A 24696-nucleotide genomic window follows, 5' to 3' on the forward strand; every position below is an offset into this window, starting at 1 on the left:
AATCTTATGGCAAGCTATGACAGCGGCTCCAAAATGTTTTGGTGCCCCATAGACAATATTTTCTTCTGGATTGGTACGTAGTGCAGTCAAAGTTCACGCAGAAGATTCCACGCCGGATCGGCATTCTTGGAATCACTGCAGCTCTCGTCGTCGCCGCTGGTTGCGGTCTGGCGAATCGTGAGAGTTCTTTTGAGATGCCTGCCAGTGCGAGCTCGGACTCACTGAATCTGCCGGTATCTACCGACCCCAGTGAACAGATGGACGTACTGACTCGTTTACCGGTCTACTGGTTAGAAAATACAAAGTCCGGCGTGTTCTTGTACCGCGAGTACATGGATGACACTCGGCATAACGAGCCGATCGGTGATGCGATCTGGACCTTGCTCTCGGCCGATCCCGCTGGTCCCCACCGATACACCCTGATGAAGCCCTCAGATGAGGTCGGTGTATCGATCAGCAATACCAATGTCATCACCTTAGATTTGCCGGCGAAGGTCTTCAACGCCCACCTGGACGAGGGTTTGTCTGAACGCTCCATCCAGCAGTTGGTCTTTACCGCAACGGCGGCCGCGGCCAGCTCCGGACTCCTCGTAGGAGAAACACCGGCGACGGTGAAAATCCTTGTTGATGGCAAGCCGAACGCCAACGTTTTTGGTGGACATCGCCTCAAAGACGTTTATGAACGCAATGCCAAATTCATGGCACCAATCTGGGTGATCGACCCACAGTTCGGCACCAGTCTGGAAGACGAAAAGGTCACGATCAACGGTCGCACCACAAAGTTTGATATCGGTACGTTCTATTCGCTTCAGAAAAAGGACGCCGACTCAAAGCTCACCGTGATCACTGCGCAAAAGCAGGTCATCGCCGGAAAGATCCAAAAGGATGGCTCATTTAGTATTGTTGAACGGCTTTCGGCTGGCTCTTACAAACTCAATTTCTGGGGCATGGAATCCGGTTCGGACGACAAAGTTGGCGAAGTGTCCAGCGAATTCACCGTCAAGTAGGACCGAACCATCTTTGGCTTGAAATAACTTGACCTAGCAAAAAATATCGCGAGTACCTGTTGGTACTCGCGATAATTTTTTTGACCTAGATTTCGCCGAGTAAATGCCGAATAAGCACCAACGCTGCCGGCCCAGCTGTGGAGGCACGAAGTACGTGCTGCCCCAGCAAAGCCGCGTGGGCCCCAGCTTCCACGAAGGCCTGCAACTCGGTGTCCGAGATGCCACCTTCTGGCCCGACAATCATCAGCACCTTTTGGCCTGGCTGCGCAGTTTCCCGCCACTTGGACACATGAACTGCTACCGACTGCTCCGCCTGTTCGTGCAAAACCAACACGAGAGCACCAGCGCTGGTTTCAGCAGCGATATTCTTAGCCAGCTCCTTAGAGCTAGCCAGCGACAAGACCTCAGGCTCGAAGGCGCGCCGTGATTGCTTCTGTGCCGAACGGACCTGGGCTTGCCACTTAGCTAAGGCCTTCTCGGCCTTTGCCGCATTCCACCGCACGATGGATCGATCAGCTTGCCACGGGCGAACCGCCAGCACACCAAGCTCCACGGCCGATTCAACGGCCTGCAAGTCACGATCCCCCTTGGACAGAGCCTGCACCAGGGTCACCGGGTGATCGCTGGTGACCTCTTGAGATCTGCTGACTACCGTGGCGCTGAGGAAATCTTTACCCGTGGTCTGGACTTCTACGCTTAAGCGCAGACCACGCCCGTCAAGCAGGTCCAGCTGTTCACCGGCGGTGACCCTCTTGACGGTCACCGCATGGTGGGCTTCGGGTCCGGTGAGTTCCAAAGTGTCACCGGGCACCGCGTTTTGTGCCAGATCAGCGTCGATGACAAAGCTGTGGTTGCTCATCTTTAGCGCTGGTTCAGCTTGTCACGCAGACGCGAGAACATGCCGCCGGAGTGCTCAACACGTCCTGCGCTCATTTCCTCACCGCGCAGCTTTGCCAGCTGTTCGAGCAAGTCGCGCTGGGCAGCGTCAAGCTTGGTTGGCGTTTCTACCTGCAGGTGGACGATGATATCGCCGCGCTTGCCACCGCGTAGACGAGGAACACCAAGACCTGGAAGGGTGATGGTGTCGCCGTCTTGTGCACCGGAGTCAACATTGATCGGCTGTTCGCCATCAAAGGTTTCCAGCTTCAGTTCTGAACCGAGTGCTGCCGCGGTCATTGGCATGGTCATCTTGGCGTGAAGATCACTCTGTGCTCGCTCGAAGATCTTGTGGCGTCGTACATCGATCTCAACAAACAGGTTGCCGTTCGGGCCACCGCCCGGGCCAGCTTCACCCTGTCCACGCAGCTGGATACGAGTTCCCGAATCCACGCCGGCAGGAACGTTCAGCGACTTCGAAACGTGTTCGCGAACGCGGCCTTCGCCGTTGCACTCCAAGCAAGGGTCCGGGATGGTGGTACCGAAGCCGTGGCAAGCAGCACAGGTTTCCACCGTCATCATTTGGCCCAGGAAGGAACGCACTGGGCGCTGAACCTGACCGGCACCATGGCAGATGTCGCAGGTGACCGGGCTGGTTCCCTCGCGGGTGCAAGAGCCGTTGCAGGTCTTGCAGGTGACCGCGGTTTCCATCTCCAATGGGTACACGGTGCCCTTGACCGCATCTTCCAGATCGATGGTGATGGTGATCAGTGCGTCTCGACCTGGCTGGGTGCGCGATGCTGGGCCTTGGGCCTGTCCGCCACCGAAGAACTGTTCAAAGATGTCGCCGAATCCGCCGAAGCCCTGTCCGCCGCCACCACCAAAGCCTGGGTGGCCATTACCGTTTTCATCTCCGGTCGAATCGTAGTTCGAACGCTTGGTCTGGTCAGAAAGGACCTCGTAGGCGTGCGTCACAGCTTTAAACTGCTCGGAGGCATCCGCGCTTGGGTTCACGTCCGGGTGTAGCTTACGTGCCAGCTTGCGGTAGGCACTCTTGATTTCCTGCGGGGTCGCGTCCTTGGCAACGCCCAAGGTCTCGTAATGCGAGCTCACGTTGTTCGCCGTGTCCTTTCCTAAAAATGCAAAATTCAAAAAATGCTGGGTGTGATACCAGCGTTGTTAGTTCGCCAAAATCTTCGACAGGTAACGGGCTACAGCCCGCACCGAGGCCATCGAGGTCGGATAGTTCATTCTGGTTGGGCCGAGCACGCCAAGCTTGTTGCGCACGTCCGAACCATAAGTAGTAGCAATAACCGCGGCCTCAGAGAGCTGACCATAGTGGTGTTCGGTGCCGATGGCTACGGCCACACCACGAGAATCGGCTTCTAGCTCAGAGAACAATTTAAGTAACACTACTTGTTCCTCCAGCGCTTCAAGCACTGGGGTGATGCTCAGCGGGAAGTCGCCTTCCACTCGGGCCAGATTTGCCGTTCCCGACATGATGATGCGTTGAGTATTGGCAGCTTGAGCCATTTCCTCCAACGCAAGCAAAACGCTGTCCACCAATGGATCCGACTGTTGCTGGGCGCTAAGCCCTGCACGGGTTAGTTTTCCACGCAACTCTGCCAGTTGCACACCCTCGAAGCTGTTCAATAACCACAGCTTCAAATCGGCCAGTTCAGTCTCCGAGTACACTCGCGACACAGCCAGCATTCGCTGATCCACGGTCCCATTGGACGCGATCATGACCATCAATACCTGAGCACTGCCCAAGGCAACTAGTTCAAGATTTTTCAGCGAAGCCATGTCGTAGTGCGGCACCTGGATCATCGCGACCTGGTTAGTTAACCGGGCCAATAACCGAACGGTGCTCTTGAGCATCTCGTCGAGGTCATTGGAACTATCGAGGATCTTGTTGATCGCATCGCGTTCAGCCCGAGAGAGCGGTTTAAGTTCGCCGATCTCGTCCACAAAACGCCGGTAGCCCTTTTCGGTGGGGATGCGTCCCGAAGAGGTATGCGGGGCAGCAATCAGCCCCTCCTCTTCCAGCAACGCCATGTCATTTCTGATGGTCGCTGCGCTGACGCCGAGGTTGTGCCGGTCGAGCAGCGCCTTGGAGCCAACTGGCTCCCGGGATTGGACGTAGTCTTCTACGATTGCTCGCAGAACATCCAAACGCCTTAGCTCACTCACCACAGCACCTCCTAACAATCCCCATGTGAAGGGTTTGGCACTCTAACCTGTCAAGTGCCAAGTCTAATACGTTCAACGGTTGCTAGCATTGGTTTTTGAGCGTATTCGATCACAGCGAAAGGCCGTACGTGGCAAATTACTCCTGGGGACCGCAAGATCTGAGTGCACCAGCACCCAAAAAACTCCGCCAGGTCCCCATTGAACTGGGCATGATTCTCGAAGATGTCTCTTCCGGCTGGGTGGGTGAAGTCATACGCACCGAAAAATCTGGTGGCATGCGAATCATTGTTTTGGAGGACCGCCACGGCAAGTCTCGCTCATTCCAAGCAGGGTTTGGCTTTTTCCTTGAGGGCGAACCCGTGGAGATGATTGACCCGGTAGCAAAAGTGGCCGCACCTAAAAACCTGGTTTCCGCTTCTGGCTCCCGAGCCGTGTCCGGGCTCAAGGCAAGAGCGGCTCGTGCCAGTCGGATTTGGGTTGAAGGTAAACACGATGCGGAACTGGTTGAAAAGGTTTGGGGCCACGACTTACGTGTTGAAGGCATCGTTGTTGAGCCTCTGCATGGTGTGGACGATCTAGCCGGTGCGATCCGTGACTTCGCCCCATCCCCCGAACGTCGCCTTGGTATCCTCGTGGATCACCTCGTGGCCGGTTCCAAAGAGTCCCTCATTGTGGCGGAAGCGCTAAAAGTTCCCGGCGCAGCAAATAACGTTTTGATTCTCGGCCACCCCTACATCGATGTGTGGCAAGCGATCAAACCCGCCACGTTGGGGATCAGAGCGTGGCCGGTGATCCCGAAGGGTACCGATTGGAAGACCGGTATCCTCAAGGCCTTCGGCTGGCCTCACGAAACTGCCGAGGACATCGGCATTGGTTGGCAGCGGATCTTGTCTACGGTTTCACACTATGGGCAGCTAGAGCCACAACTGTTGGGCAGGATTGAGGAACTAATCGATTTCCTCACCACCGAAGATTACGGTTACTTAACAAATAACTAATAGTTGGATTAGCGCGTCGTAAACTCCCAGCCTGCGGCGCAGACCCGGCTATGATTGGTATGACCAACAACCCCACAGCAAGGAATAATAGTGACTTCACGCCAGACGCAGTCTTCGGATGACTCCCGCTTTGAGGGCTCTCAAACTTCTGCGCAGCCATTGACTCCCACTGAGGATCGTCTGTGGTCAACGATGGCTCACTTCGGCGCAGTTCTTGGCTGCATCCCGGCTGCTATTATCTTCGCTGTGTTCCGGGATCGTGGTGCGTTTACCGCTCAGGAATCCAAGGAAGCATTCAACTTCACCTTGCCGCTGACCGTTCTGGCTATCGTGTTAAACGTGCTGACCATCGTGCCGATTGTTGGCTGGGTCTTCTCTGTACTGGCCGTAGCGCTTTGGGTATTCATGACGGTTTCGGGTGCCCTTGCGGGAATCCAAGCCAACAAGGGCAACCCTTACCGTTACAAGTACAACTTGCGCTTGATGAAGTAGAACTTTGCAGATTTAGAAATCGAGAAGTTCGCGCACTGCGAGGTCGGCTAATAGCCGGCCTCTTTGCGTTAACACCAAAGTTCCGCCAAAGGCAGCCTTAGGATCGATCAGTGAGTCCGCGATCAAGCCAGCAATCTTTTTGCGGCCAACTTCATCTAGATCGCTGATCTGCATACCGGAACTCAGGCGCGTCAGCAGCATGGTGCGTTCTAGCTGAACTGCATCGGCATCAGGGTACTCTCGACCGTGGCCTGGAGAGATCCCTGCATCCATGCGCTGCTGATAGGCCGCAGGATGCTTCACGTTCCACCAACGCAGACCGCCAACATGGGAGTGAGCGCCAGGGCCTGCTCCCCACCAGTCACCGCCCGTCCAATAGGCGATGTTGTGCTGGCATGCATTGGCTGGCGTTTTAGCCCAGTTACTGACCTCGTACCAAGAGAAACCGGCGGCCGCGAACATGTCATCGGCCATTTGGTACTTCTCTGCGTGGTCATCGTCGTCAATATTAGGTACTTGCCCGCGACGAATCTGCGCCGCAAGTTTGGTTCCTTCTTCGATGATCAGCGCATAAGCCGAAATATGATCTGGCTCGTAGCTCAGTGCTGCCTCGATGCTGGTGCGCCAATCCTCCAAGGACTCCCCCGGAGTTCCATAGATCAGATCAACACTCACATCTAGACCGGCTTCACGAGCCCAAGCAACAGCTTGAGGCACACGCTTTGGGTCGTGGGTGCGTTCAAGGACCTTGAGTACATGAGGAACTGCGGACTGCATGCCGAAGGACACGCGGGTGAAGCCGCCGTCGGCAAGCTCCTGCAGGCTTTCACGCGTCACCGAGTCTGGGTTAGCTTCGGTGGTGACTTCTGCGCCCGGCTTCAGACCAAAATCGTTGCGGATCTGTGCGAGTACCGAAACCAAATCGCTCGCTGGCAACAAGGTTGGTGTGCCGCCGCCAAAAAATACTGTTTCGATCTCGCGGTGAGGCTGGCCGGAACGGTCCATCACTTCACGAGCAAAACTGATTTCTTTGCCCACGGTCGCAGCGTAGGTTGCTTGGCTAGAGCCAGAACCGAGTTCGGTGGCGGTATAGGTATTAAAGTCGCAGTATCCGCAACGAACCGTGCAAAACGGAATGTGCACGTAAAAGGACATGGTCCGCTCCTGCGCCCCATGAGCACATGAGGCGGGGAGCAGACCATCGGCCGGAGCCGGATCGCCGTCAGGTAAAACTGAAGGCATTTACTTCTTTTTCGGTTCGTCGGTGGACAAAGCGGCGATGAAGGCTTCCTGTGGAACTTCCACACGGCCAACCATCTTCATACGCTTCTTGCCTTCCTTCTGCTTTTCGAGCAGCTTGCGCTTACGGCTGATGTCGCCGCCGTAGCACTTGGCCAGAACGTCCTTACGAATAGCGCGGATGCTCTCACGGGCAATAATGCGCGAACCGATTGCGGCCTGGATCGGTACTTCGAACTGCTGGCGAGGAATGAGCTCACGCAACTTTGAAGTCATCATGGTGCCGTACGCGTAGGCCTTGTCGCGGTGCGTAATAGCGGAGAATGCATCCACCTGATCGCCCTGCAACAAGATATCGACCTTCACCAGATCGGCGACCTGCTCTCCGTCAGCCTTCCAGTCCAGTGACGCGTAGCCACGGGTCTTGGACTTGAGCTGGTCGAAGAAGTCGAACACGATTTCTGCCAGGGGCAGGTGGTAGCGCATTTCAACGCGGTCTTCAGAAAGGTAGTCCATACCGCGCATGGTGCCACGGCGAGACTGGCACAGTTCCATAACTGAACCAATAAACTCGCTGGGTGCCAAAATAGTCGCTGCGACCATCGGCTCACGGACTTCCAAGATCTTTCCATCAGGGAATTCCGAAGGGTTGGTCACGGTGATCAGCTGCTTGTCATCGCCCATGACCTCGTACACCACGTTGGGTGCGGTGGAGATCAGGTCCAGATTGAATTCATTTTCAAGTCGCTGGCGGGTGATTTCCAAGTGCAGCAGGCCCAAGAAGCCGACGCGGAAGCCGAAGCCCAGCGCGACGGAGGTCTCTGGCTCGTAGGTCAGCGCAGCATCGTTGAGCTGCAACTTATCTAGTGCGTCGCGCAGTACCGGGTAATCGGTACCGTCCATTGGGTACAGGCCCGAGAAAACCATTGGCTTGGCTTCGTCATAACCGCCGAGGGAAGTCGCGGCCGGCTTGTGGAAGTTGGTGACGGTATCGCCAACCTTGGACAAGCGAACGTCCTTCACGCCGGTGATCAGATAACCTACTTCACCAACGCCCAGACCCTTGGTTGGCTCGGGATTTGGTGAAGAAACACCAATCTCCAACAGCTCGTGGGTGGTGCCGGTGGACATCATCTGGATTTTCTCGCGAGGAGAAAGGTTGCCATCAACCACTCGGACGTAAGTAACCACGCCACGATAGGTGTCATAAACGGAATCGAAAATCATGGCACGAGCTGGAGCATTTGCATCGCCCACAGGAGGTGGAAGCTGCTTGATCACTTCGTCAAGCAATGCCTCGACACCTTCGCCGGTCTTGCCAGAAACCTTCAGTACGTCCTCTGGCTCGCAACCAATGAGGTTGGCCAGTTCGGCAGCGTACTTTTCAGGCTGCGCGTTAGGTAGATCGATCTTGTTGAGCACCGGAATGATCGCCAAGTCGCCTTCGATGGCCAGGTACAAGTTCGCCAGCGTCTGGGCTTCGATACCCTGAGCTGCGTCAACAAGCAGGATGGCACCTTCGCAGGCAGCCAAGGAGCGCGAAACTTCATAAGTGAAGTCAACGTGCCCTGGAGTGTCGATCATGTTCAGCGCGTAAGCGGTCCCATCTTCGGACTCCCATGGCATGCGAACAGCCTGGGACTTGATGGTGATGCCGCGCTCGCGCTCAATATCCATACGATCCAGATATTGGGCCTTCATGTCGCGGGCCGAGACAACGCCGGTCAACTGCAACATACGGTCGGCCAAGGTCGACTTACCGTGATCGATATGGGCGATGATGCAGAAGTTGCGGATAAGCGACGGATCGGTCGCGGCAGGCACCTGAGCGGCGCGGGCCAATGGAGACACCTAAACAGACCTCACTAGCTGACTAAAAGACGTAGTTGGATTAGCTTCCATTCTGTCATGATTTCCGAGTCATCACGTATTTCGACGTTCCACAGCTGGTAGTTTGTCGTTCATGGCACTGAATCCAGAGAAAATACTCCGTCTTGTAATGCGCGTGATCAAGCAGATCAATAGGACTCGCGCACGTACCTCAGGAAGCAATAGCAACTCGAATTCCGGCTCACGCAGCAACCACACCACCACAACGCCACGCAACCAAAATGGTGGCGCGGCAATTGCCGGCAGTTACCCCGGTGACTACCGAGGCACAATCAATTACGAGTACCAGCCATCGATGGACGGCAACGCCGATCCAGGCGAGATCGTGTGGGGTTGGGTTCCTTATGAAGAGGACTACTCGCAAGGTAAGGATCGCCCAGTGCTGATCGTCGGACGCGATGGCGGATGGCTCTTAGGCCTGATGCTCACCAGCAAAGACAGGAACAACTCGGGCCGACAGGACCCTGACTACCTCGACATCGGAACCGGCGATTGGGATCGTGAACAGCGCCCAAGTGAAGTGAAGCTTGATCGCATCATTCGTTTGAAGGATCAGTCGATTCGTCGCGAAGGCGCAATCTTGGACAAGGAACGATTCACCATTGTGGTGAACGCCCTAAACGAACGTGGCTAAGTACTCGTTGTGAAGCTGTACTTCTGGTAAAGTTAATCCTTGTGTGTCGCGCAGGTTGGGCGACACGCCCCCTTCGGGTCGCCATAGGTGCCCCACACCGCTCAGTCGATGGCCTGAAGGATGAACCCTCTACCGACCGTATTTCGCGATAAACGAGAGAGTTTATTAAAGTGGCAAACATCAAGTCCCAGAAGAAGCGCATCCTTACCAACGAGAAGGCACGTCTGCGTAACGTAGCTGTCCGCTCGGAAGTAAAGACCGTAATCCGTAACGTCAACGAGGCAGTAGTCTCCGGTGACAAGGAAAAGGCAACCGAGGCATTGCGCCTGGCTGGCAAGAAGCTCGACAAGGCTGTTAGCAAGGGTGTTCTGCACAAGAACAACGCTGCAAACCGCAAGTCGGCAATTGCCAAGAAGGTTAGCGCCCTCTAAGCCACGCTTAGACTTCAGCTGGCCCCTCGAAACTTCCGAGTTTCGAGGGGCCAGTCTTTTTAACCTGTCTTGTTTAGCTACCGCTCCCCTAACGTCCGCTACCGGGCGCAGAAAAGTCATCAAACCTACCGGGAGCGCCTCAAGAGGTGAAGCGAAAGTTAGATAGGTAGTTCTACGTTTTAGCGGTTGGGTGCTTTGCCTGCGATGAACATAATGGCGTGTTCCAACGCGTAACCGGGCGAGCGACTTCCACCCTTGACCATTCGATCAGTGTTGGCGATTTCTTCAATGCACAGGGCAAGATCGCTACGTTTCCAACCACGAGCTTGCTGTTGTGCCTGTTGAACCTGCCAAGGAGCCATACCTAGCTCAGAGGCCAAGGTCGCAGCAGGCTCATTCACGCCGAGCACTTTGGCCAGCTGGCGAACCTTCATCGCCAGCGTCGCCACAATGGGGATCGGATCCGTTCCCGTGCCCAGCGAATGGCGCAGAGTGCGCAGTGCGGCTTGAGCATTACCGGAGATCGCAGCATCGGCGACTTTAAACGCCGTCGCTTCCACACGACCGCCGTAGTAACGATCCACGATGTCCTGGTCAATGGTGCCAGTCGTATCCTGAATCAGCTGAGAACAGCTCGATCCAAGCTCTGCCAATGAGTTACCAACCGCAGAGACCAAGGCCTTAACCGCATCATTGGTGATTCTGCGCTTCGCTGCCTTGAACTCTGACTGGACGAACTCAATTTTCTCGGCGTCTTTTTTAACCGGCTGACAGTTCACAATCAACGCGCCTGCTGCCTTGATGGCATCGATGAGCTTCTTACCGCGTGTGCCACCTGAATAATGCAGGATCAGTACGTTCTCTGGAGCCTGATCTTTAAGATAGTTGGTTGCATCCTTGAGGAAGTACTCGTTCATCTGAGCCAGTTCATGAACTTCGACCAAGTTGGCGCTGGAGAACAGCGAGGAGCTGGTAGCCAGTAGCAGTTCGCCTGGCTCGTACTTTGCTGCGTCGAGCCGAGTGACTTGAATATCCTCTCGCTGTGCAGCTTGGGAGCGGAGCAATTCAAAGGCGCGCGCAGCGAGGTAATCTTCGGAACCGGTAAGTAAGATTAGCGGTTGCGGCGTGATATCTCGCCATGAGATTCCGGGGTTTGCTTGGGCGCGTGCCATCGAGCTCCTTCGTACTTCGGTCGATATATTGATCCTACCGAACTGGTGAACCTAAGGAGGAACTCAGAACACCTTGCTCCGCAAATGTGAGAAGCACGGTACCTGACTGGTCAGTTCTAAAAACTTTTGCGCCTACTTCTTGGGCCGCCTTCAGGGTTTCGGGATGTGGGTGTCCATAGGAGTTGTCCTTGCTATCAGAGATGAGCAGCACCTCAGGAGAAATGTCCTCAATGATCTCGGTGCCACCGTTTCGTGCCCCGTGGTGGGACGCCTTAAGAACTGCAGCCGGACCCTGTGGAAATTTCTGCAACAGCTGATGCATTGCTTCCGTCTCCATATCTCCGGCCGCGAAGAAATCTATGTTCCCAGTTGCCCGATGAAAATGGAACCGCATAACAAGCGAAGTGTCATTGGGCTCGGCCGTTTTTGCCGCTCTGGAATCTGGGCCAAGTACCTGGTAACTGATGCTTCCGTAGGTCTGCGAGAATCCTGACGCGATGACTTCTGCTCCGGGCCACTTGTTAATATCGAATCCGGCCGAAACCACCCGGCGACCGATCTTGATGCCAGATGACTCCAATTGCACGACTCCCCCGAAATGATCAGCGTGCGAATGCGTGATAAACACTGTTGGTAGTTCGTTGATGTTCAATCGTCGCAAGCATTGAACAACTCCACTGTCTGGCGGGCCAGCGTCTATTAACCAGCCTTGGTGATTGCCTAGATTGATCACCAGGGCATCACCCTGACCAACGTCGCACATGGCAATGTTCCAGTCGGAATCCACGGGAACGCGGTAGAACAGGGTCGCAGGAAGAACAAGTGCTGCGACAAAGACCAACAGTGCACCCGCGAGTCCCAAAGAAACGTGGCGGATCCTGACCTGCTCAGTCTCCCGACCGGTGATGAGCAGGATACACAGCACCGTGGCTAGGAATATTGCCAGAATGATTCCGGGTAGGCCTGTTGGCCAGGGCCGAGCTGCGCCAGGAAGTTGGGCCGAGAAGTGGGCAGTTCTGCCAATTAGCTCAGCTGGTAGCCCTGGAACCCATAGCAAAATATGTGCGACGGACGGCAATGGAGTACACAGCAAGAGGCACACCATGCCAACCGCAGTGATCAAGGGCAGCAATGGACCGACCACCAGGTTTGTAGGTAGCGAATACAGGCTGAAGTTTGAGTTCAGGGCGATGATCACCGGCAGACAAGTGAACTGTGCTGCGCAACAAATGGCGGTGAGCTCGGCTAACCAGGACGGAAGGAACTGAATAAATATTTCGGTCAGGGCCGGCGAGAGCATGATGATACCGAGCGTCGCCAACACTGACAGGGCAAAGGCTGGTTCCACGCCTAACCCGGGGTCAACCAACAACAAGATCGTTGCACTGAGCGAAAGGATTCCCAGGGAAACCTGTCCCCTGCCGGCCAGCAAGGAAAGCACCGCAATGCTGCCCATCAAGCTGGCTCGAAGCACACTTGGATCCGGGCCGACAAACCAGGTGAACAGCGCCACCGCACCAATCATCAGTACGGCGCTAGGTATCCGAGCAATCGAGAACACCCGGAGCAGTGACAGGACAATGGCAGCGAGCAATGCAATATTTGATCCGCTTACTGCCGTCAGGTGGCTCAGGCCACTGGTCTTCATCGCGGTGGACAGTTCCTCGTCTTGCCCCGAGCGGTCTCCGTAGAGCATGCCCGGAAGCAAGGCACGAGCGTTGCTGGGCAAATCTTGCAGCGAGTGTGTGAATCGCTGCTTCAGGTAGTCTGCCGCAGTTAGTTTTGCTAGCGATATCACCTTGGGTTCGCTGGTTGCTCGAGCCCACCAGGCAAAGGTTCCAGCGTCGGCCGGCTGAAGGCTCACGATGGTTTCAAATTCTCCGGTCTGCACTGGCATCGGGTACTCAACGGTGAGATATACCGGCACTTCACATAGCACCCACGCATCATCGCGCCAGTAGCGTTGGATGCTGGCACTGCCTTTAAACACGCCTTCGACGGGTTTAAGCGAGCTATCTTCAAAGCTGAGAATGGCGCGACGTTGCTGTTCGGAACCGCTCGGAAGCGTGCACGGGCTATGGGTGGTACCGAGAAAACTTACGGCAAGCAATCCGAGCAGCAGCACGATTGGTCCGGTGAACCACGGAGTGGAATGCGCACCGTCATGTCGCCGGCGCAGCAACAGAGCCAGCAGCAAACCGAGGACAACGATTAACGCGACCAGCAACGCTGGCGGCATCCTGAAAGAGGCGGCCATCCAAGCGCCTGCCAACAACCACAGCCCACGAAAGTCGGTATTCACGGCACCACCAATTCCGTGAGCTTTTCGAGCATCGCCGGCCCAATCCCGGACACCGCATCCAGCTCTTCTACGGTATTAAACGGTCCGTTTTTGGTGCGGAATTCAATAATCCGTTCCGCCAAGGCCGGTCCGATGCCGGGTAGTTCTTGCAGCGCCTCGGAGTCCGCACTATTGATCGAAACTTTGGCGTCTTGGGATGGCGCAGGAAGTTGTTGAGCGGAGGTATCCACACCGGTGCCGGGCATGATAATTTGCTGGCCGTCGACGAGCTTGGCAGCAAGATTCACCAGTTGCGGTTGAGCATTGTGGCTCAGGCCGCCAGCTCTTTTCACCGCATCGGTGATCCTCGAGCCTTCAGGCAGCTCGTAAACCCCCGGCTTTTTGACCGCACCAACCACATGCACGGTGACTTTAGGACCAGCAGGACTTGAGGATGCGGTCGAGGTGGTGGAGCCACTGGCGGTGGGGTTGGCGTCAAGTGGAACGGTTTCTAGTTCATGCGTAGCCGGTGGCGGGGCCAGAAGGATCGAGATCGCGATCCAGCCAAGCACCACGATGACCAGGGCGAGCACTGCCGCGCGCGACACAGCAAACCGCAGGCGGCCCGGACGCGGCGCGTACTTGCTGAAAAAATCGTGACGGCCCATGCCCCACAGTATGGGTTAGGGCGTCCGGTGCCCCGCAGCTTCACTATCCGGTTGTGGATCAAGAGCTGCGACGGCCACAGCCAACACACCCATGCCGGTATGCGCGGCGAGGACCGCGGGCAAGGACTCGATCACCACTGGCTGGCAGCTAAAGGGGGCCAGCTCGGTAGCGATTTCTGTGGCTAGTTCTTCGGCGCCAAAATGCATTACCCCGAGCCGCGCGTTGCTACCCACTTCGCGAGCATCGCGTAAGGCCAAGGAAACTAAGCGTGCCTGCGCACGAGCAAAGGACCGAGGTTTTTCCAGCGCGGTGATGCTGCCCTGATCAATGGTCAGGATCGGTTTGACGTTCAGCAGGTTGCCAAGCACCGAGGACAGCGCGCTAATCCGGCCGCCACGGCGCAATTGCTCCAGGCTGGGCACGGCAAAGTACACGGTGTTTAGGGTTGCCTGTTCGGCAATGTTTTTTAGCACCTCGAGCGGGGCGCCGGCATCCCTGGCGTCGAGTACGTCGGCCAACGCAAATCCCAGCGGCAGGGCCACGGTTTGTGAGTCCACCACGCACACCGCAGAGCCAAAACTTGCTGCGGCCAATCGGGCAGCGTCGGCGGTTCCGGATAACGCGCCAGAAAAGTGAATGGAGAGCACTTGATGACATCCGGCATCAAGCAGGGCGCGGTAAGCGCGAGCAAATTCGCCAGGTGCCGGGCGCGAGGTTTTGACACTCTTGCCCATGGCCAGACCCATCATCAGCGCCTGCGGGTCATCACCCTGCAGGTGGTTGTCCACGATGATCGGGACGGTGACTTCAATTAGGCCGGCACGATCGCGGTAAGACTGCGGAAGGCAGGAGGCAGAATCGCTGACGATGCCGATCAGCGGACGCGAAAGCCCGCGCGGGGCCAGCCATTTAGGCAGCCAACCCGCGCGCGAGCTTTTCTGTCGTTCGTTCATGTACCGAGCCTACGGTGCAGGAACCACGTTCACCAGTTTCGGCGCACGCACAATGACCTTCAGCGGTGCCTTGCCATCAAGCATCTTCACCACTGCTTCATGGGCTAGCGCCTGCTCGCGCAGTTCATCTTCGCTAATGTCTACCGATACCTCAAGACGTGCACGAACCTTGCCCTTGATCTGCACGACGGCGGTGACGGTGTCATCTACCAGCAGGTTTTGATCAACGGTTGGCCAGGCGCTAGTGACAACGCTTGGGGCGTAACCCAAGGCTTCCCACATGTCCTCGGCGGTGTACGGTGCGAACATGCTCAGCAGCTGAGCAACTACGGTGGCTGCTTCACGTACTGCAGGATCCGCTGCCCCGGCACCGGAGTCGATGGTTTTGCGCGTTGCGTTGACCAGTTCCATGGTCTTGGCGATCACCACGTTGAACTTGCCCGAATCAAGTAATTGCGCCGATTCGTGCACGGTGCGGTGGGTGATCTGACGCAGGGCCTTGTCGCCCGAAGCGTAGTCCACGCCGGCTTCGCTGGTGCTGTCCTGGGCGATGCGCCAAGCGCGAGCCAGGAACTTCTGCGAACCCGATGGGGATACGTCGGCCCAGTCCACGTCGTCCTCTGGCGGCGAAGCGAAGACCATGGTCAGACGCACTGCGTCCACGCCAAACTTGTCCAGCTGTTCGCCCAAGTCAACGCCGTTGCCCAGCGACTTGCTCATCGCCTTGCCACCGTTGAGCACCTGGCCCTGGTTCAGCAGCGCGCTGAAAGGCTCGTCGACGTCGATCAGACCCAAATCATGGACGACCTTGGTGAAGAAGCGCGAGTAGAGCAGGTGCAAAATTGCGTGCTCAACACCACCGACGTACTGTCCCACTGGCATCCAGTCACGCACGGCCTGCGGATCAAAGGGTCCCTCGGTGTAGTTCGGGGAGACAAAGCGCAGGAAGTACCACGAGGAGTCCACGAAGGTATCCATGGTGTCGGTGTCGCGCTTGGCTGCGCCGCCACACTTAGGGCAGGCCACGTTGACCCACTCTTCAACGGCAGCCAGCGGGCTGGTGCCCTTAGGAGCCAACTGCTCGCCGCGCAGATTATCTGGCAGGCGAACCGGCAGCTGGTCATCGGGAACCGGAACCTCGCCACAATCAGCACAGTGGATGATCGGGATCGGCGTACCCCAGAAACGCTGGCGGCTCAACAGCCAGTCACGCAGGCGGAAGTTGATCGTGTGCTTACCGGTACCGGCAGCTTCCACGATGTCGATCGCCTTGCTGATGGCTTCGGTCTTGCCCAGCCCGGACAGCTCGCCCGAGTTGATCAGTTGGCCTTCGCCAGTGGCGGCGATGCCGGTTTCATTCGGATCGTCCAAACCGGTTTCAACAACTACACGCACTGGCAAGTTGAAGGTGCGAGCGAAGTCCAGGTCGCGCTGATCGTGCGCAGGAACCGCCATGATGGCTCCGGTGCCGTAGTCGGCCAGCACGTAGTCGGCAGCCCAGATTGGCAGCTTTTCGCCCGAGAGCGGGTTGATGCCGTAACGGCCGGTGAACACACCGGTCTTCTCACGCTCGGTGGACTGGCGCTCAATTTCGCTCAGCGCCTTAACCTGCTCCTGGTATTCCTCCAGGGCGCCACGGTGCTCATCGGTGACCAGCTCACTGGCCAGATCGGCATCCGCAGCGACCACCATGAAGGTTGCACCGTAGAGGGTGTCCGGGCGGGTGGTGAATACCGGAATCTTCACCGCGGCCTTGGCTTCGGTGGCTTCGATCTCGAAGGTCACTTCTGCGCCTTCAGAGCGGCCGATCCAGTTCTTCTGCATCAACAGCACACGCTCAGGCCAGTGGCCTTTGAGCTGTTCCATGTCGTTGAGCAGCCGATCGGCGTAGTCGGTGATCTTGAAGTACCACTGGTTCAGGCTCTTTTTGGTCACCGCGGTGCCACAACGCTCACAGGCGCCATTAACAACCTGCTCGTTGGCGAGCACCGTCTGGTCCTTAGGGCACCAGTTCACCGGGTGATCCTTGCGGTAGGCTAGGCCCTTTTCGTAGAACTTGTTAAACAGCCACTGGGTCCAGCGGTAGTACTCAGGATCGGAAGTATGTACTCGACGATCCCAGTCGGCCGAGATGGCATAGCGCTTAAAGCTAGCGGCCTGGGTGTCGATGTTTTTGTAGGTCCACTCTGCCGGGTGGGTGTTGCGCTTGATCGCAGCATTTTCTGCTGGCAGGCCGAAGGAGTCCCAGCCGATCGGGTGCATCACGTCGTAACCGCGCAGGCGCCAGTAGCGCGAGACCACATCGCCCATGGCAAACGCTTCCGCGTGGCCCATGTGCAGGTCCCCCGATGGGTAAGGGAACATGTCCAAAACGTAGCGACGTTCCCGACTGCCATCATCGGCGGGCTTGAACACTTCTAGCTCGTCCCATACCGGCAGCCACTTGGACTCGATGTCCTTGAAGTCGTAGGTCCTAGGTTCGTTCGTCGATGATGTCACGCTGCTCTTCTCACACGCCTTGCAGAAAATTTCCGATAGGAAAAAACTTGTTTTTGGTTCCAGACATAACAAAAGCCCCCAAATTTCCACTCGGGGGTACGGCCTGTTGGCCGTGCTTAGGCTAGGTTGTGCTGGCAATTCATACCGCGATTCTATCGCATTGGGCCCTGTCCCGGGTGCATCGGTGAAGGGCAAGATTGAACACAGCTGAATTTTCTGGGCCGCACTGCTTGTCCACAACCGGTGCCCGATCGCAGCCGCGCTGTTTTCTGAGTTCGATCATGGACCCATGAACAGCTCAGCACTCATCGCCGCACTACGCACCGCGTGTCGCTCCTGCCTCATTTTCGGGCCGGGGCTCACCGCGGGGATGTTGCTACGTGTGGGTTACCTACTGCTTGCGTTGTTCACGGCGTTAGGGTCGCTGGTGCATCGCACCGGCGATCCGCGCTTGATCCTGGCCCACGGCGAATTGGTGGAGCGCTTCGCCCAGCAAATTCACCTGTCTCAGCTCACGTTCGCCCTGGACGCCGAGGTCAGCGGCGCCCATGCGTTGAGCCTGGAAACTTATGCTGCGCTAAGACGCGCCGCGCCGCCTAATTCACCGGCGACTTCACCGATGGCTACCGCGCCGGATGGGGTGTTTGAGGGTGACTTCGAGGGATGTTTCGACGACGAGATTTTTGCTGGCGAGCCGCACTTTATTGCCGGCCGTCCCTGTTACAAAAACGCGGGCGAACTTCTGGCGGCGTGGACGGGTATTAGTTACTTTGAAGCGCAGCAACGGATCGACGACGCCCACCTGCTGATCGGTCGACGAACCGCCGAGGGCACTATTTGCGCTCCTCGCCTGCCTGAACTAGCACAGCTTTACAGCCAAGGGAGAACGAACCGACGAGCAGTGGTGTCTGTGGCTCGCCAACTTAACAGCTTGGAGCCACCGGACACCACCTTCGAAGGGACCGAATGCGAAATCGTGGCGCGAGGTACCGATGGCAACACGCTTGATGCGTGCGCTGCCAAGCACTTGAGCGGGCTTTCGCCGCTGGAAGCTCGCAAGCAGATCAACGCCGAAATCAAGATCTACAAAGACCTCAATGGCAAGAAGCTACCACCAAAGCTTGGGCTGTTTATTGGCTCGGTCGTCAATGGGGTGCATTGTTTTTCGCTACGCACCAACGCGAGTGACGCACAGCTGATCCGTTCCATTGCAGCCCGCGCTGGCAACCCGCGGACCCAGGCTGGACGAGCCGATCGCCAGTCCGATCAGGACCGGACGGGGAAAAACCAGGACGGCGCAAACGGGTCTGATGCCAATCACGACGTTCCAGACCCCGCAGCCGACGACCTTGGCACACCAGATTGGCTGCGCAGCGAGGAACCCATGCCACCGTGGGCCGGTTCCGACCCCGAGGCCGACACCGCTGATACCGCTGATACCGATTCAACCGGTTCCACCGAGACTCAGGAATCAGCAACCACCGGTCCCGACGTTCATGTGCGACGACTCAACGCGCTCATGTCCCTACTCGCTGCACCCTACGTGGGCGGAAAACGAAAAGTCGTGGTTCCTAAGTTTGTCGTTTACCTCTGGCTGGCAGATTTGCAGAATTTGGCCGATGCTCATGGCATGACCGCCAACGGGGTGGACATTCCGCCCGGCGAGCTGCGGCAGTTGCTGGCCAAAGCGGACATCATCCCGCTGGTGCTCGGCGGCAATAGCCAACCTTTAGATATGGGGCGCAAGATGCGTTACCACAAGGGCCCGATTCGTGAAGCGATCATGGCTCGCGATCGCGGCTGCATTGTGCCCGACTGCACCGCGCCCCCTGATCAAGTGGAGACCGATCATTACGAGATTCCATGGTCCGAGGGCGGCGAAACCAGTGTCTGGTCCGGAGCCGGAATGTGCACCGGGGATCACCACAAGCGCCACGCTGGGCAGATCAAAGTCATCAACGTGGAGGGGCTTCCCCATGTGATCCTGCCCGAGCATGAGGATCCCGAGCAGAAGCCACGTCGCAACACCTATTGGGGCGCCCGCCAAGCAGGTGAGTCTCCCCCGCGCCGTCAAGCGGATCCTGCCGACCAGCTAGACCATCCCGACCACCATGCCTGAAGCCAGACACAGAACCCTGGCTCGGGCGCGCAATGCGCATAAAAAGTACGACGCTCGAACCAGCAAATGTGGTTCGAGCGTCGTCGTTCTGCTCCGGTAAAGGTCAACCGTTGGCGAATTACGCCTTCGTGTCTTCGTCTACCCAATCGAAGGTGCGGGTTACCGCTTTCTTCCAGAGGCGCAGATTACGTTCACGGGTTTTTTCATCCATTTCAGGCTCCCAGCGCTTGTCCTCAGCCCAGTTGGACTCCAGCTCGCCGAGGTCCTTCCAGAACCCAACTGCGAGACCTGCTGCGTAAGCTGCACCCAGCGCCGTGGTTTCAGTGACCTTCGGGCGAACCACTGGCACGCCCAAGATGTCTGCCTGGAACTGCATTAGCGCTTCGTTGGCAACCATCCCACCATCAACCTTGAGTTCGGTCAATGGCACCTCGGCATCGGCGTTCACCGCATCGAGTACTTCGCGAGTCTGGAACGCGGTGGACTCCAAAGCTGCACGAGCGATGTGGTTTTTGTTGGCGTAACGAGTTAGGCCCACAATCGCACCGCGTGCGTCCGAACGCCAGTAAGGGGCGAACAAACCCGAGAAGGCAGGGACAACGTACACGCCACCGTTGTCATCAACCTTGGCTGCGAGCTCTTCAATTTCTGGTGCCGAAGAGATCATGCCGATGTTGTCGCGCAACCACTGAACCAACGAGCCGGCCACCGCAATCGAGCCTTCCAGTGCGTACACCGGAGCTTCATCACCCAGCTTGTAGGCCATGGTGGTCAGTAGACCATTGGTTGAGTTCACGATTTCGGTGCCGGTGTTGAAGATCAGGAAGCAACCGGTGCCGTAGGTGTTCTTCGCGGTACCGGCGGTAAAGGCTGCCTGCCCAAAGGTTGCTGCCTGCTGGTCACCGAGAATGCCGGCAACTGGCACTTCACGAAGCAACTGCTTGGTGTGCACGGTGCCGTACACCTCGGAGGAGGAACGAATCTCGGGCATCATGGAGGCCGGAACACCAAAATCAGCGAGGATCTTCTCGTCCCATTGCAGGGTCTTCAGGTCCATGAACAGGGTGCGCGAAGCGTTGGTCACGTCCGTGACGTGCACACCGCCATCGGTGCCACCGGTCAGGTTCCACAAAACCCAGCTATCAGTGGTGCCGAACAATAGGTCGCCGGCTTCAGCCCGCTGACGAGCACCGTCGACATTATCAAGAATCCACTTGATCTTGGTGCCAGCGAAGTAGGTTGCCAGCGGCAGGCCCACGGTCTGCTTGTAGCGGTCCAGCCCACCGTCAGCAGCTAGCTCGTCGACGATGTCCTGGGTGCGCGTATCCTGCCAAACGATCGCGTTGTAAACCGCTTCGCCGGTGTTCTTGTCCCACACAACGGTGGTCTCACGCTGGTTGGTGATACCGACGACCTCGATGTCGTGACGGGTCAGATTGGCCTTGGACAGTGCCTGGCCGATCACTTCGCGCACGTTGTTCCAGATTTCAGCGGGATCGTGCTCAACCCAACCTGCTGCCGGGAAGATCTGTTCGTGCTCTAGCTGGCCAACCGAGTGCACATCACCTGCATGATTGAAGACAATCGCGCGGGAGCTGGTTGTGCCCTGGTCAATGGCGATCACAAATTTTTCGCTCATGATTTACTGCTCACTTTCTAGAACATTAGAGCGGCAACAAGACCGCCAAGAATACCGCCGACAGCTGGCCCGGCCAATGGAACCCACGAGTAGGCCCAGTCCGAGGAGCCCTTGCCCTGAATTGGCAAGATGGCGTGGGCAACGCGTGGACCAAGGTCGCGGAACGGGTTGATGGCGTAACCGGTGGCACCACCCAAAGACAGGCCGATGGCTACAACCAACAACGCAACTGCCAGTGGGCCAAGCTCATGCGGAGTGTGTCCCAGACCGGCGATCACAAAGACCAAGACGAAGGTACCAAAGATCTCGGTGACCATGTTCCAGCCATAGGAACGAATTGCTGGACCGGTAGCGAAGACACCCAGCTGGGTGCCCGCGTTCTGTGGATCATCCAGGTGCTTCTTGTAGGTAAGCCAAGTGCCTACGGCGCCAAGGAAGGCACCGATGAACTGCGCCAAGAAGTACAGCAAGGTGTTGGCCAAGGTTTTGGCAACGCCGGGTGCGTATTCTGCAACATCGGGGTTGACCAACAGACCCAAGGTAACAGCCGGGTTCAGGTGGGCTCCGGAGATCCCCGCGATCCAGACACCACAGTAAACGCCAAGGCCCCAGCCGAAGCTGATAGCGACCCAGCCTGCGGCACTACCGAGGGTTCCTTTGAGGGCAACGTTCGCGCAGACGCCGCCACCCATCAACAGGAGAATAAATGTGCCGACAAGCTCGGCAAGAAACACGTGAGTGGACATCTTTGACCTCTTAGTGATTTCGACTGCCGGCGGCTCCTTGCCGCCGACCACGTGGCAGATTAGCTCAGGATGACTCCATGGCGTTCTGCGAGAACCGAGAGCGAATGGTCGATTTCGGCTTGTAGTTGAGATTGATCCCAACCCATTGGGTCAGCTAGGTAATGTGCTACCTCGTTGACCAAATCCTTTGTCACCAGGCCACGGAAGGCCAGGTTGGTGCGGCGAATAAATACGTCAATCAGGCGTCCGACCTGCTCGTTTTCAGCCAAGTATGCGATTTCTTGAACTGAGAGCTCGTTGGTGTTTTCCAGCAGTTGCTCATTGTCACCCAATTGTGCCATCACCTGATCAGCACGGGTACCGTAGCGTTCAAACAAAATGCGCAGGCGGTCATGCGAAGCCTTTGACTCGCGAGCTGCGTACCATGCCGACAGAGCCCCATCGTTCATCGGGAAGTTCTTACCGCCGCCGATGGCAACTCCAGCGGTGGACTGCACCTGGCGTTCACCCAAGAACTCTAGCGCCTTGCTACCAAGGTTCTCGCTCAGCGCGCGGAAGGTAGTCCACTTGCCGCCGATCAACGAGAGCATCGTGGTCTGGTCTGTCAGGCGAGTTTCCTTGACCTGGTAGTCGCGGGAGACAAATCCTGGCGCCGTGTCATCGTGGTTCGGCAGCGGGCGGACTCCGGAGAACTTGTAGACGATGTCCTGCTCGTTGACCTTGATGGTCGGGAAGACGTGGCGAATCAAGTCGAAGAAGTACTGGACTTCTTCGTCGGTGCACACCGCTGGCTCGTTCATGTCGTGCTCGAGGTCGGTGGTACCAACCAATACACGGCCGAGCATTGGGTAGATCAAGACAACGCGGCCATCTTCGTGTTCGAAGAAGATCTCACGCCCGCCGGTAGCCTCAAGCAGCTCAGGGTGATCGAGCACGATGTGCGAACCCTTGGTGCCACCAGTCCACTTGGTCTCTCGGCCCAGCTCCTTGTTGGTCAAGTCGACCCAGGCGCCGGTGGCGTTGATGATGACCTCGGCGTCGAAGTCGAATTCTTCGCCCGTGAGTACGTCGCGCAACTTCGCGGTACCACCATCCACACCAGTAAGTTCGATGTAGTTGCTGGCACGGGCGCTCTGGTGAGCATCCAGACCTTCACGCAGGACGTCCAAGGTCAGGCGCTCAGGGTTGTGTACCGAAGCGTCGAAGTAGGTGGCGGTGTACTTCACGTCGTTGCGAAGCTTTGGCAGGTCCGCGCGGGCGGCCTTGCCCGACTTGAATGTGTGCCATGGGGTGTTGCGTCCACCAATGCCGGCGAACACGTCGTACATGATCAAGCCGGCTTTGATGAGTGCGGCGCCGCGCTCGGTTGGCTTGCCGGACTTGTGGGTGAGGAAGCGCGTCGGCGCGCTGAGGATTCCGGAGAAGGTGGAGAAGATCGGGATCGTCGTCTGTAGCGGCTTCACGTAGTGTGGTGCGATTTCCAGCAGCGAGTTGCGTTCCTGAACGGATTCGTGGACCAGGCGGAATTCGCCGTTTTCAAGGTAGCGAATGCCGCCGTGAATCATGTGCGAGCTGGCCCCAGAAGCACCTTGGCTGTAGTCACCACGCTCGATCAGCGCCACATCGATGCCCTGCATCGCGAGGTAGCGGAAGGTCGCTACGCCGTTGATGCCACCGCCAACAACCAATACCCGCGCCTGCGGGCGTTCGCGCAGTTTGGATAGCTGTTCACGAATCACGATTTGTGCCCCTTAGTAACAATTGAATAAGTCTGAGGCTAGTCTTGTAACAGAACGGCCATTCGGTCAAACAAATTGCACAAATGTGCAGAAACGGTCAGATTGATGATGAAAACACCGTCCGGAGGAACCTATAAACGGGGTGCGCCTGGCACATCCGTGCACACGACTCCCCGAGCCAAGGACGCGCTGCGAGCAGCCCAGCTGTATTACCTGCAGGATATGAAAATGGAGGTCATCGCCAAGGAGCTGGGCACCTCACGTTCGACGGTGTCCAGATTGCTGACCCACGCCAAGCGAACCGGCATGGTTTCGATCAGCATCACCCCCAGCGCAAATATGTCCGCACTTTTGGGCAATCAGCTCAGCGAGCATTACGGCATCAACTTCAACGTGGTGCCAACTGATGGCTCAATGGATGACTCCGAGCTGCTCTCTCGTGTGTCTGCTCATGCCGCATACCTTTTGGCTGACATCATTTCCTCGTCGATGACCGTCGGGGTGGCCTGGGGTTCAACAATGCAGGCAGTGTCCACAGCGCTCGCTCCCCACCCGACACATGACACCAAGATCGTCCAACTTAATGGGGCGGCAAACCCGGTGACCAGTGGCGTGAGCTACGCCAGCGATATTCTCACCCGCTTCGGCCATGCGTTTACCGCCCGAACCGAACAGTTCCCAGTTCCGGCCTTTTTTGATCGCGCTTCGACACGCGAGGCGATGTGGCAGGAAACCTCCATCAAGCGCGTGCTGAAAGTGCAGCAGGAAATGAACGTGGCCGTGTTTTCACTCGGTTCGGCTGGCTCCGCGGTGATCTCGCAGGTTTATCGCGGCGGATACCTGACCAAAAATGAGACTCAGGAGCTACGCGTCATGGGTGTCGTGGGGGACGTGGCCACGGTGTTTTTTGACAAGGACGGCAACAGCTCGAACATTTCGCTTAATTCCCGCTCCACCGGCCCGACCCTGGACTCGCTACGCAAAGTCCCTACACGCTTCTGCGTTGTCGCCGGTCGCGGCAAGCTCGAGGCGGTGCGCGGAGCGCTAAAGGGTGGGCTGATGACTGACTTGGTCATCGATGAGGGCACCGCGTTGGCGTTGCTCGACGGGTAGGATTTC

20 protein-coding genes are annotated in these 24696 nt (G+C 57.2%); 7 read left to right on the plus strand and 13 right to left on the minus strand.

Annotated features, from left to right (window positions below; genetic code table 11):
• Positions 1-80: 80 nt before the first annotated feature.
• A complete protein-coding gene (locus tag AC1Z3F_RS05385; protein ID WP_483566719.1) occupies positions 81-1007 on the plus strand; it encodes a GerMN domain-containing protein in 927 nt (308 codons plus the stop codon).
• Positions 1008-1092: 85 nt separating this feature from the next.
• Here the strand turns inward: AC1Z3F_RS05385 and AC1Z3F_RS05390 are convergent, their stop codons facing one another.
• The 3 genes from AC1Z3F_RS05390 to hrcA all read right to left on the minus strand — a co-directional run bounded on the left by AC1Z3F_RS05390 (position 1093) and on the right by hrcA (position 4076).
• Entirely contained in the window at positions 1093-1866 is a 774-nt protein-coding gene (locus tag AC1Z3F_RS05390) for a 16S rRNA (uracil(1498)-N(3))-methyltransferase (RefSeq protein WP_483566720.1), read from the minus strand.
• 2 nt (positions 1867-1868) lie between these two features.
• Entirely contained in the window at positions 1869-2996 is a 1128-nt protein-coding gene (gene dnaJ / locus AC1Z3F_RS05395) for a molecular chaperone DnaJ (RefSeq protein ID WP_483566721.1), read from the minus strand.
• Between the two features lie 66 nt (positions 2997-3062).
• Positions 3063-4076, minus strand: coding sequence for a heat-inducible transcriptional repressor HrcA (gene hrcA / locus AC1Z3F_RS05400; protein WP_483566722.1), 1014 nt, complete (start codon positions 4074-4076; stop codon positions 3063-3065).
• A 128-nt stretch (positions 4077-4204) separates the two neighbouring features.
• Between hrcA and AC1Z3F_RS05405 the strand changes: the two genes are divergently transcribed.
• Entirely contained in the window at positions 4205-5074 is an 870-nt protein-coding gene (locus AC1Z3F_RS05405) for a DUF3097 domain-containing protein (protein WP_483566723.1), read from the plus strand.
• Between the two features lie 90 nt (positions 5075-5164).
• The gene (locus AC1Z3F_RS05410) at positions 5165-5566 is read left to right on the plus strand and encodes a DUF4870 domain-containing protein (RefSeq protein ID WP_131088232.1); all 402 of its coding nucleotides are present in this window, start codon (positions 5165-5167) and stop codon (positions 5564-5566) included.
• A gap of 12 nt (positions 5567-5578) precedes the next feature.
• Here AC1Z3F_RS05410 and hemW read toward each other — a convergent pair whose 3' ends face one another.
• Both hemW and lepA read right to left on the minus strand, forming a co-directional pair.
• On the minus strand, positions 5579-6808 hold the full coding sequence (hemW, locus tag AC1Z3F_RS05415; RefSeq protein ID WP_131088233.1) for a radical SAM family heme chaperone HemW: 1230 nt from the start codon (positions 6806-6808) through the stop codon (positions 5579-5581).
• On the minus strand, positions 6809-8656 hold the full coding sequence (gene lepA, locus AC1Z3F_RS05420) for a translation elongation factor 4 (protein WP_131088234.1): 1848 nt from the start codon (positions 8654-8656) through the stop codon (positions 6809-6811). It lies immediately after the preceding gene.
• A gap of 112 nt (positions 8657-8768) precedes the next feature.
• Between lepA and AC1Z3F_RS05425 the strand changes: the two genes are divergently transcribed.
• Positions 8769-9329: a type II toxin-antitoxin system PemK/MazF family toxin gene (locus AC1Z3F_RS05425; protein ID WP_131088235.1), complete on the plus strand. Its 561-nt coding sequence runs from the start codon at positions 8769-8771 to the stop codon at positions 9327-9329.
• 170 nt (positions 9330-9499) lie between these two features.
• Entirely contained in the window at positions 9500-9760 is a 261-nt protein-coding gene (gene rpsT / locus AC1Z3F_RS05430) for a 30S ribosomal protein S20 (RefSeq protein WP_131088236.1), read from the plus strand.
• Positions 9761-9939: 179 nt separating this feature from the next.
• Here rpsT and holA read toward each other — a convergent pair whose 3' ends face one another.
• From holA to leuS, 5 genes are read right to left on the minus strand one after another with little or no spacing between them, the layout of a single operon-like run.
• Positions 9940-10932, minus strand: a complete 993-nt coding sequence (holA, locus tag AC1Z3F_RS05435) for a DNA polymerase III subunit delta (protein ID WP_131088237.1) — start codon at positions 10930-10932, stop codon at positions 9940-9942.
• Positions 10933-10966: 34 nt separating this feature from the next.
• Positions 10967-13234 (minus strand): ComEC/Rec2 family competence protein, encoded by a 2268-nt coding sequence (locus tag AC1Z3F_RS05440; RefSeq protein ID WP_483566724.1) that lies wholly within the window; start codon positions 13232-13234, stop codon positions 10967-10969.
• A complete protein-coding gene (locus AC1Z3F_RS05445; RefSeq protein ID WP_483566725.1) occupies positions 13231-13881 on the minus strand; it encodes a helix-hairpin-helix domain-containing protein in 651 nt (216 codons plus the stop codon). The genes AC1Z3F_RS05440 and AC1Z3F_RS05445 overlap by 4 nt, the downstream gene beginning before the upstream one ends.
• Before the next feature lie 15 nt (positions 13882-13896).
• Entirely contained in the window at positions 13897-14835 is a 939-nt protein-coding gene (locus AC1Z3F_RS05450; protein ID WP_483566726.1) for a DegV family protein, read from the minus strand.
• A 9-nt stretch (positions 14836-14844) separates the two neighbouring features.
• Positions 14845-17334: a leucine--tRNA ligase gene (gene leuS / locus AC1Z3F_RS05455; RefSeq protein WP_207306457.1), complete on the minus strand. Its 2490-nt coding sequence runs from the start codon at positions 17332-17334 to the stop codon at positions 14845-14847.
• Between the two features lie 289 nt (positions 17335-17623).
• On the opposite strand from leuS, the gene AC1Z3F_RS05460 reads away from it, so the two are divergent.
• Positions 17624-19453: an HNH endonuclease gene (locus tag AC1Z3F_RS05460; RefSeq protein WP_131088241.1), complete on the plus strand. Its 1830-nt coding sequence runs from the start codon at positions 17624-17626 to the stop codon at positions 19451-19453.
• 118 nt (positions 19454-19571) lie between these two features.
• Here AC1Z3F_RS05460 and glpK read toward each other — a convergent pair whose 3' ends face one another.
• From glpK to AC1Z3F_RS05475, 3 genes are read right to left on the minus strand one after another with little or no spacing between them, the layout of a single operon-like run.
• Positions 19572-21092, minus strand: coding sequence for a glycerol kinase GlpK (gene glpK / locus AC1Z3F_RS05465; RefSeq protein WP_131088242.1), 1521 nt, complete (start codon positions 21090-21092; stop codon positions 19572-19574).
• A 17-nt stretch (positions 21093-21109) separates the two neighbouring features.
• The gene (locus AC1Z3F_RS05470; RefSeq protein WP_131088243.1) at positions 21110-21838 is read right to left on the minus strand and encodes an MIP/aquaporin family protein; all 729 of its coding nucleotides are present in this window, start codon (positions 21836-21838) and stop codon (positions 21110-21112) included.
• A 59-nt stretch (positions 21839-21897) separates the two neighbouring features.
• Complete coding sequence (locus AC1Z3F_RS05475; RefSeq protein ID WP_131088244.1) at positions 21898-23577, minus strand: glycerol-3-phosphate dehydrogenase/oxidase; 1680 nt, start codon at positions 23575-23577, stop codon at positions 21898-21900.
• Positions 23578-23736: 159 nt separating this feature from the next.
• Here AC1Z3F_RS05475 and AC1Z3F_RS05480 point away from each other — a divergent pair, with 159 nt between their 5' ends.
• Positions 23737-24690 (plus strand): sugar-binding transcriptional regulator, encoded by a 954-nt coding sequence (locus tag AC1Z3F_RS05480; protein ID WP_315973677.1) that lies wholly within the window; start codon positions 23737-23739, stop codon positions 24688-24690.
• Positions 24691-24696: the final 6 nt, after the last annotated feature.

This window comes from Glutamicibacter sp. MOO4, from assembly GCF_056934395.1.

Coding starts and splice junctions, on each gene's coding strand:
- AC1Z3F_RS05390 (WP_483566720.1), bottom strand. CDS start 1,866: ATGAGCAACCACAGCTTTGTCATCGACGCTGATCTGGCACAAAACGCG.
- AC1Z3F_RS05425 (WP_131088235.1), top strand. CDS start 8,769: ATGGCACTGAATCCAGAGAAAATACTCCGTCTTGTAATGCGCGTGATC.
- AC1Z3F_RS05460 (WP_131088241.1), top strand. CDS start 17,624: ATGAACAGCTCAGCACTCATCGCCGCACTACGCACCGCGTGTCGCTCC.
- AC1Z3F_RS05445 (WP_483566725.1), bottom strand. CDS start 13,881: ATGGGCCGTCACGATTTTTTCAGCAAGTACGCGCCGCGTCCGGGCCGC.
- AC1Z3F_RS05450 (WP_483566726.1), bottom strand. CDS start 14,835: ATGAACGAACGACAGAAAAGCTCGCGCGCGGGTTGGCTGCCTAAATGG.
- holA (WP_131088237.1), bottom strand. CDS start 10,932: ATGGCACGCGCCCAAGCAAACCCCGGAATCTCATGGCGAGATATCACG.
- glpK (WP_131088242.1), bottom strand. CDS start 21,092: ATGAGCGAAAAATTTGTGATCGCCATTGACCAGGGCACAACCAGCTCC.
- hemW (WP_131088233.1), bottom strand. CDS start 6,808: ATGCCTTCAGTTTTACCTGACGGCGATCCGGCTCCGGCCGATGGTCTG.
- AC1Z3F_RS05470 (WP_131088243.1), bottom strand. CDS start 21,838: ATGTCCACTCACGTGTTTCTTGCCGAGCTTGTCGGCACATTTATTCTC.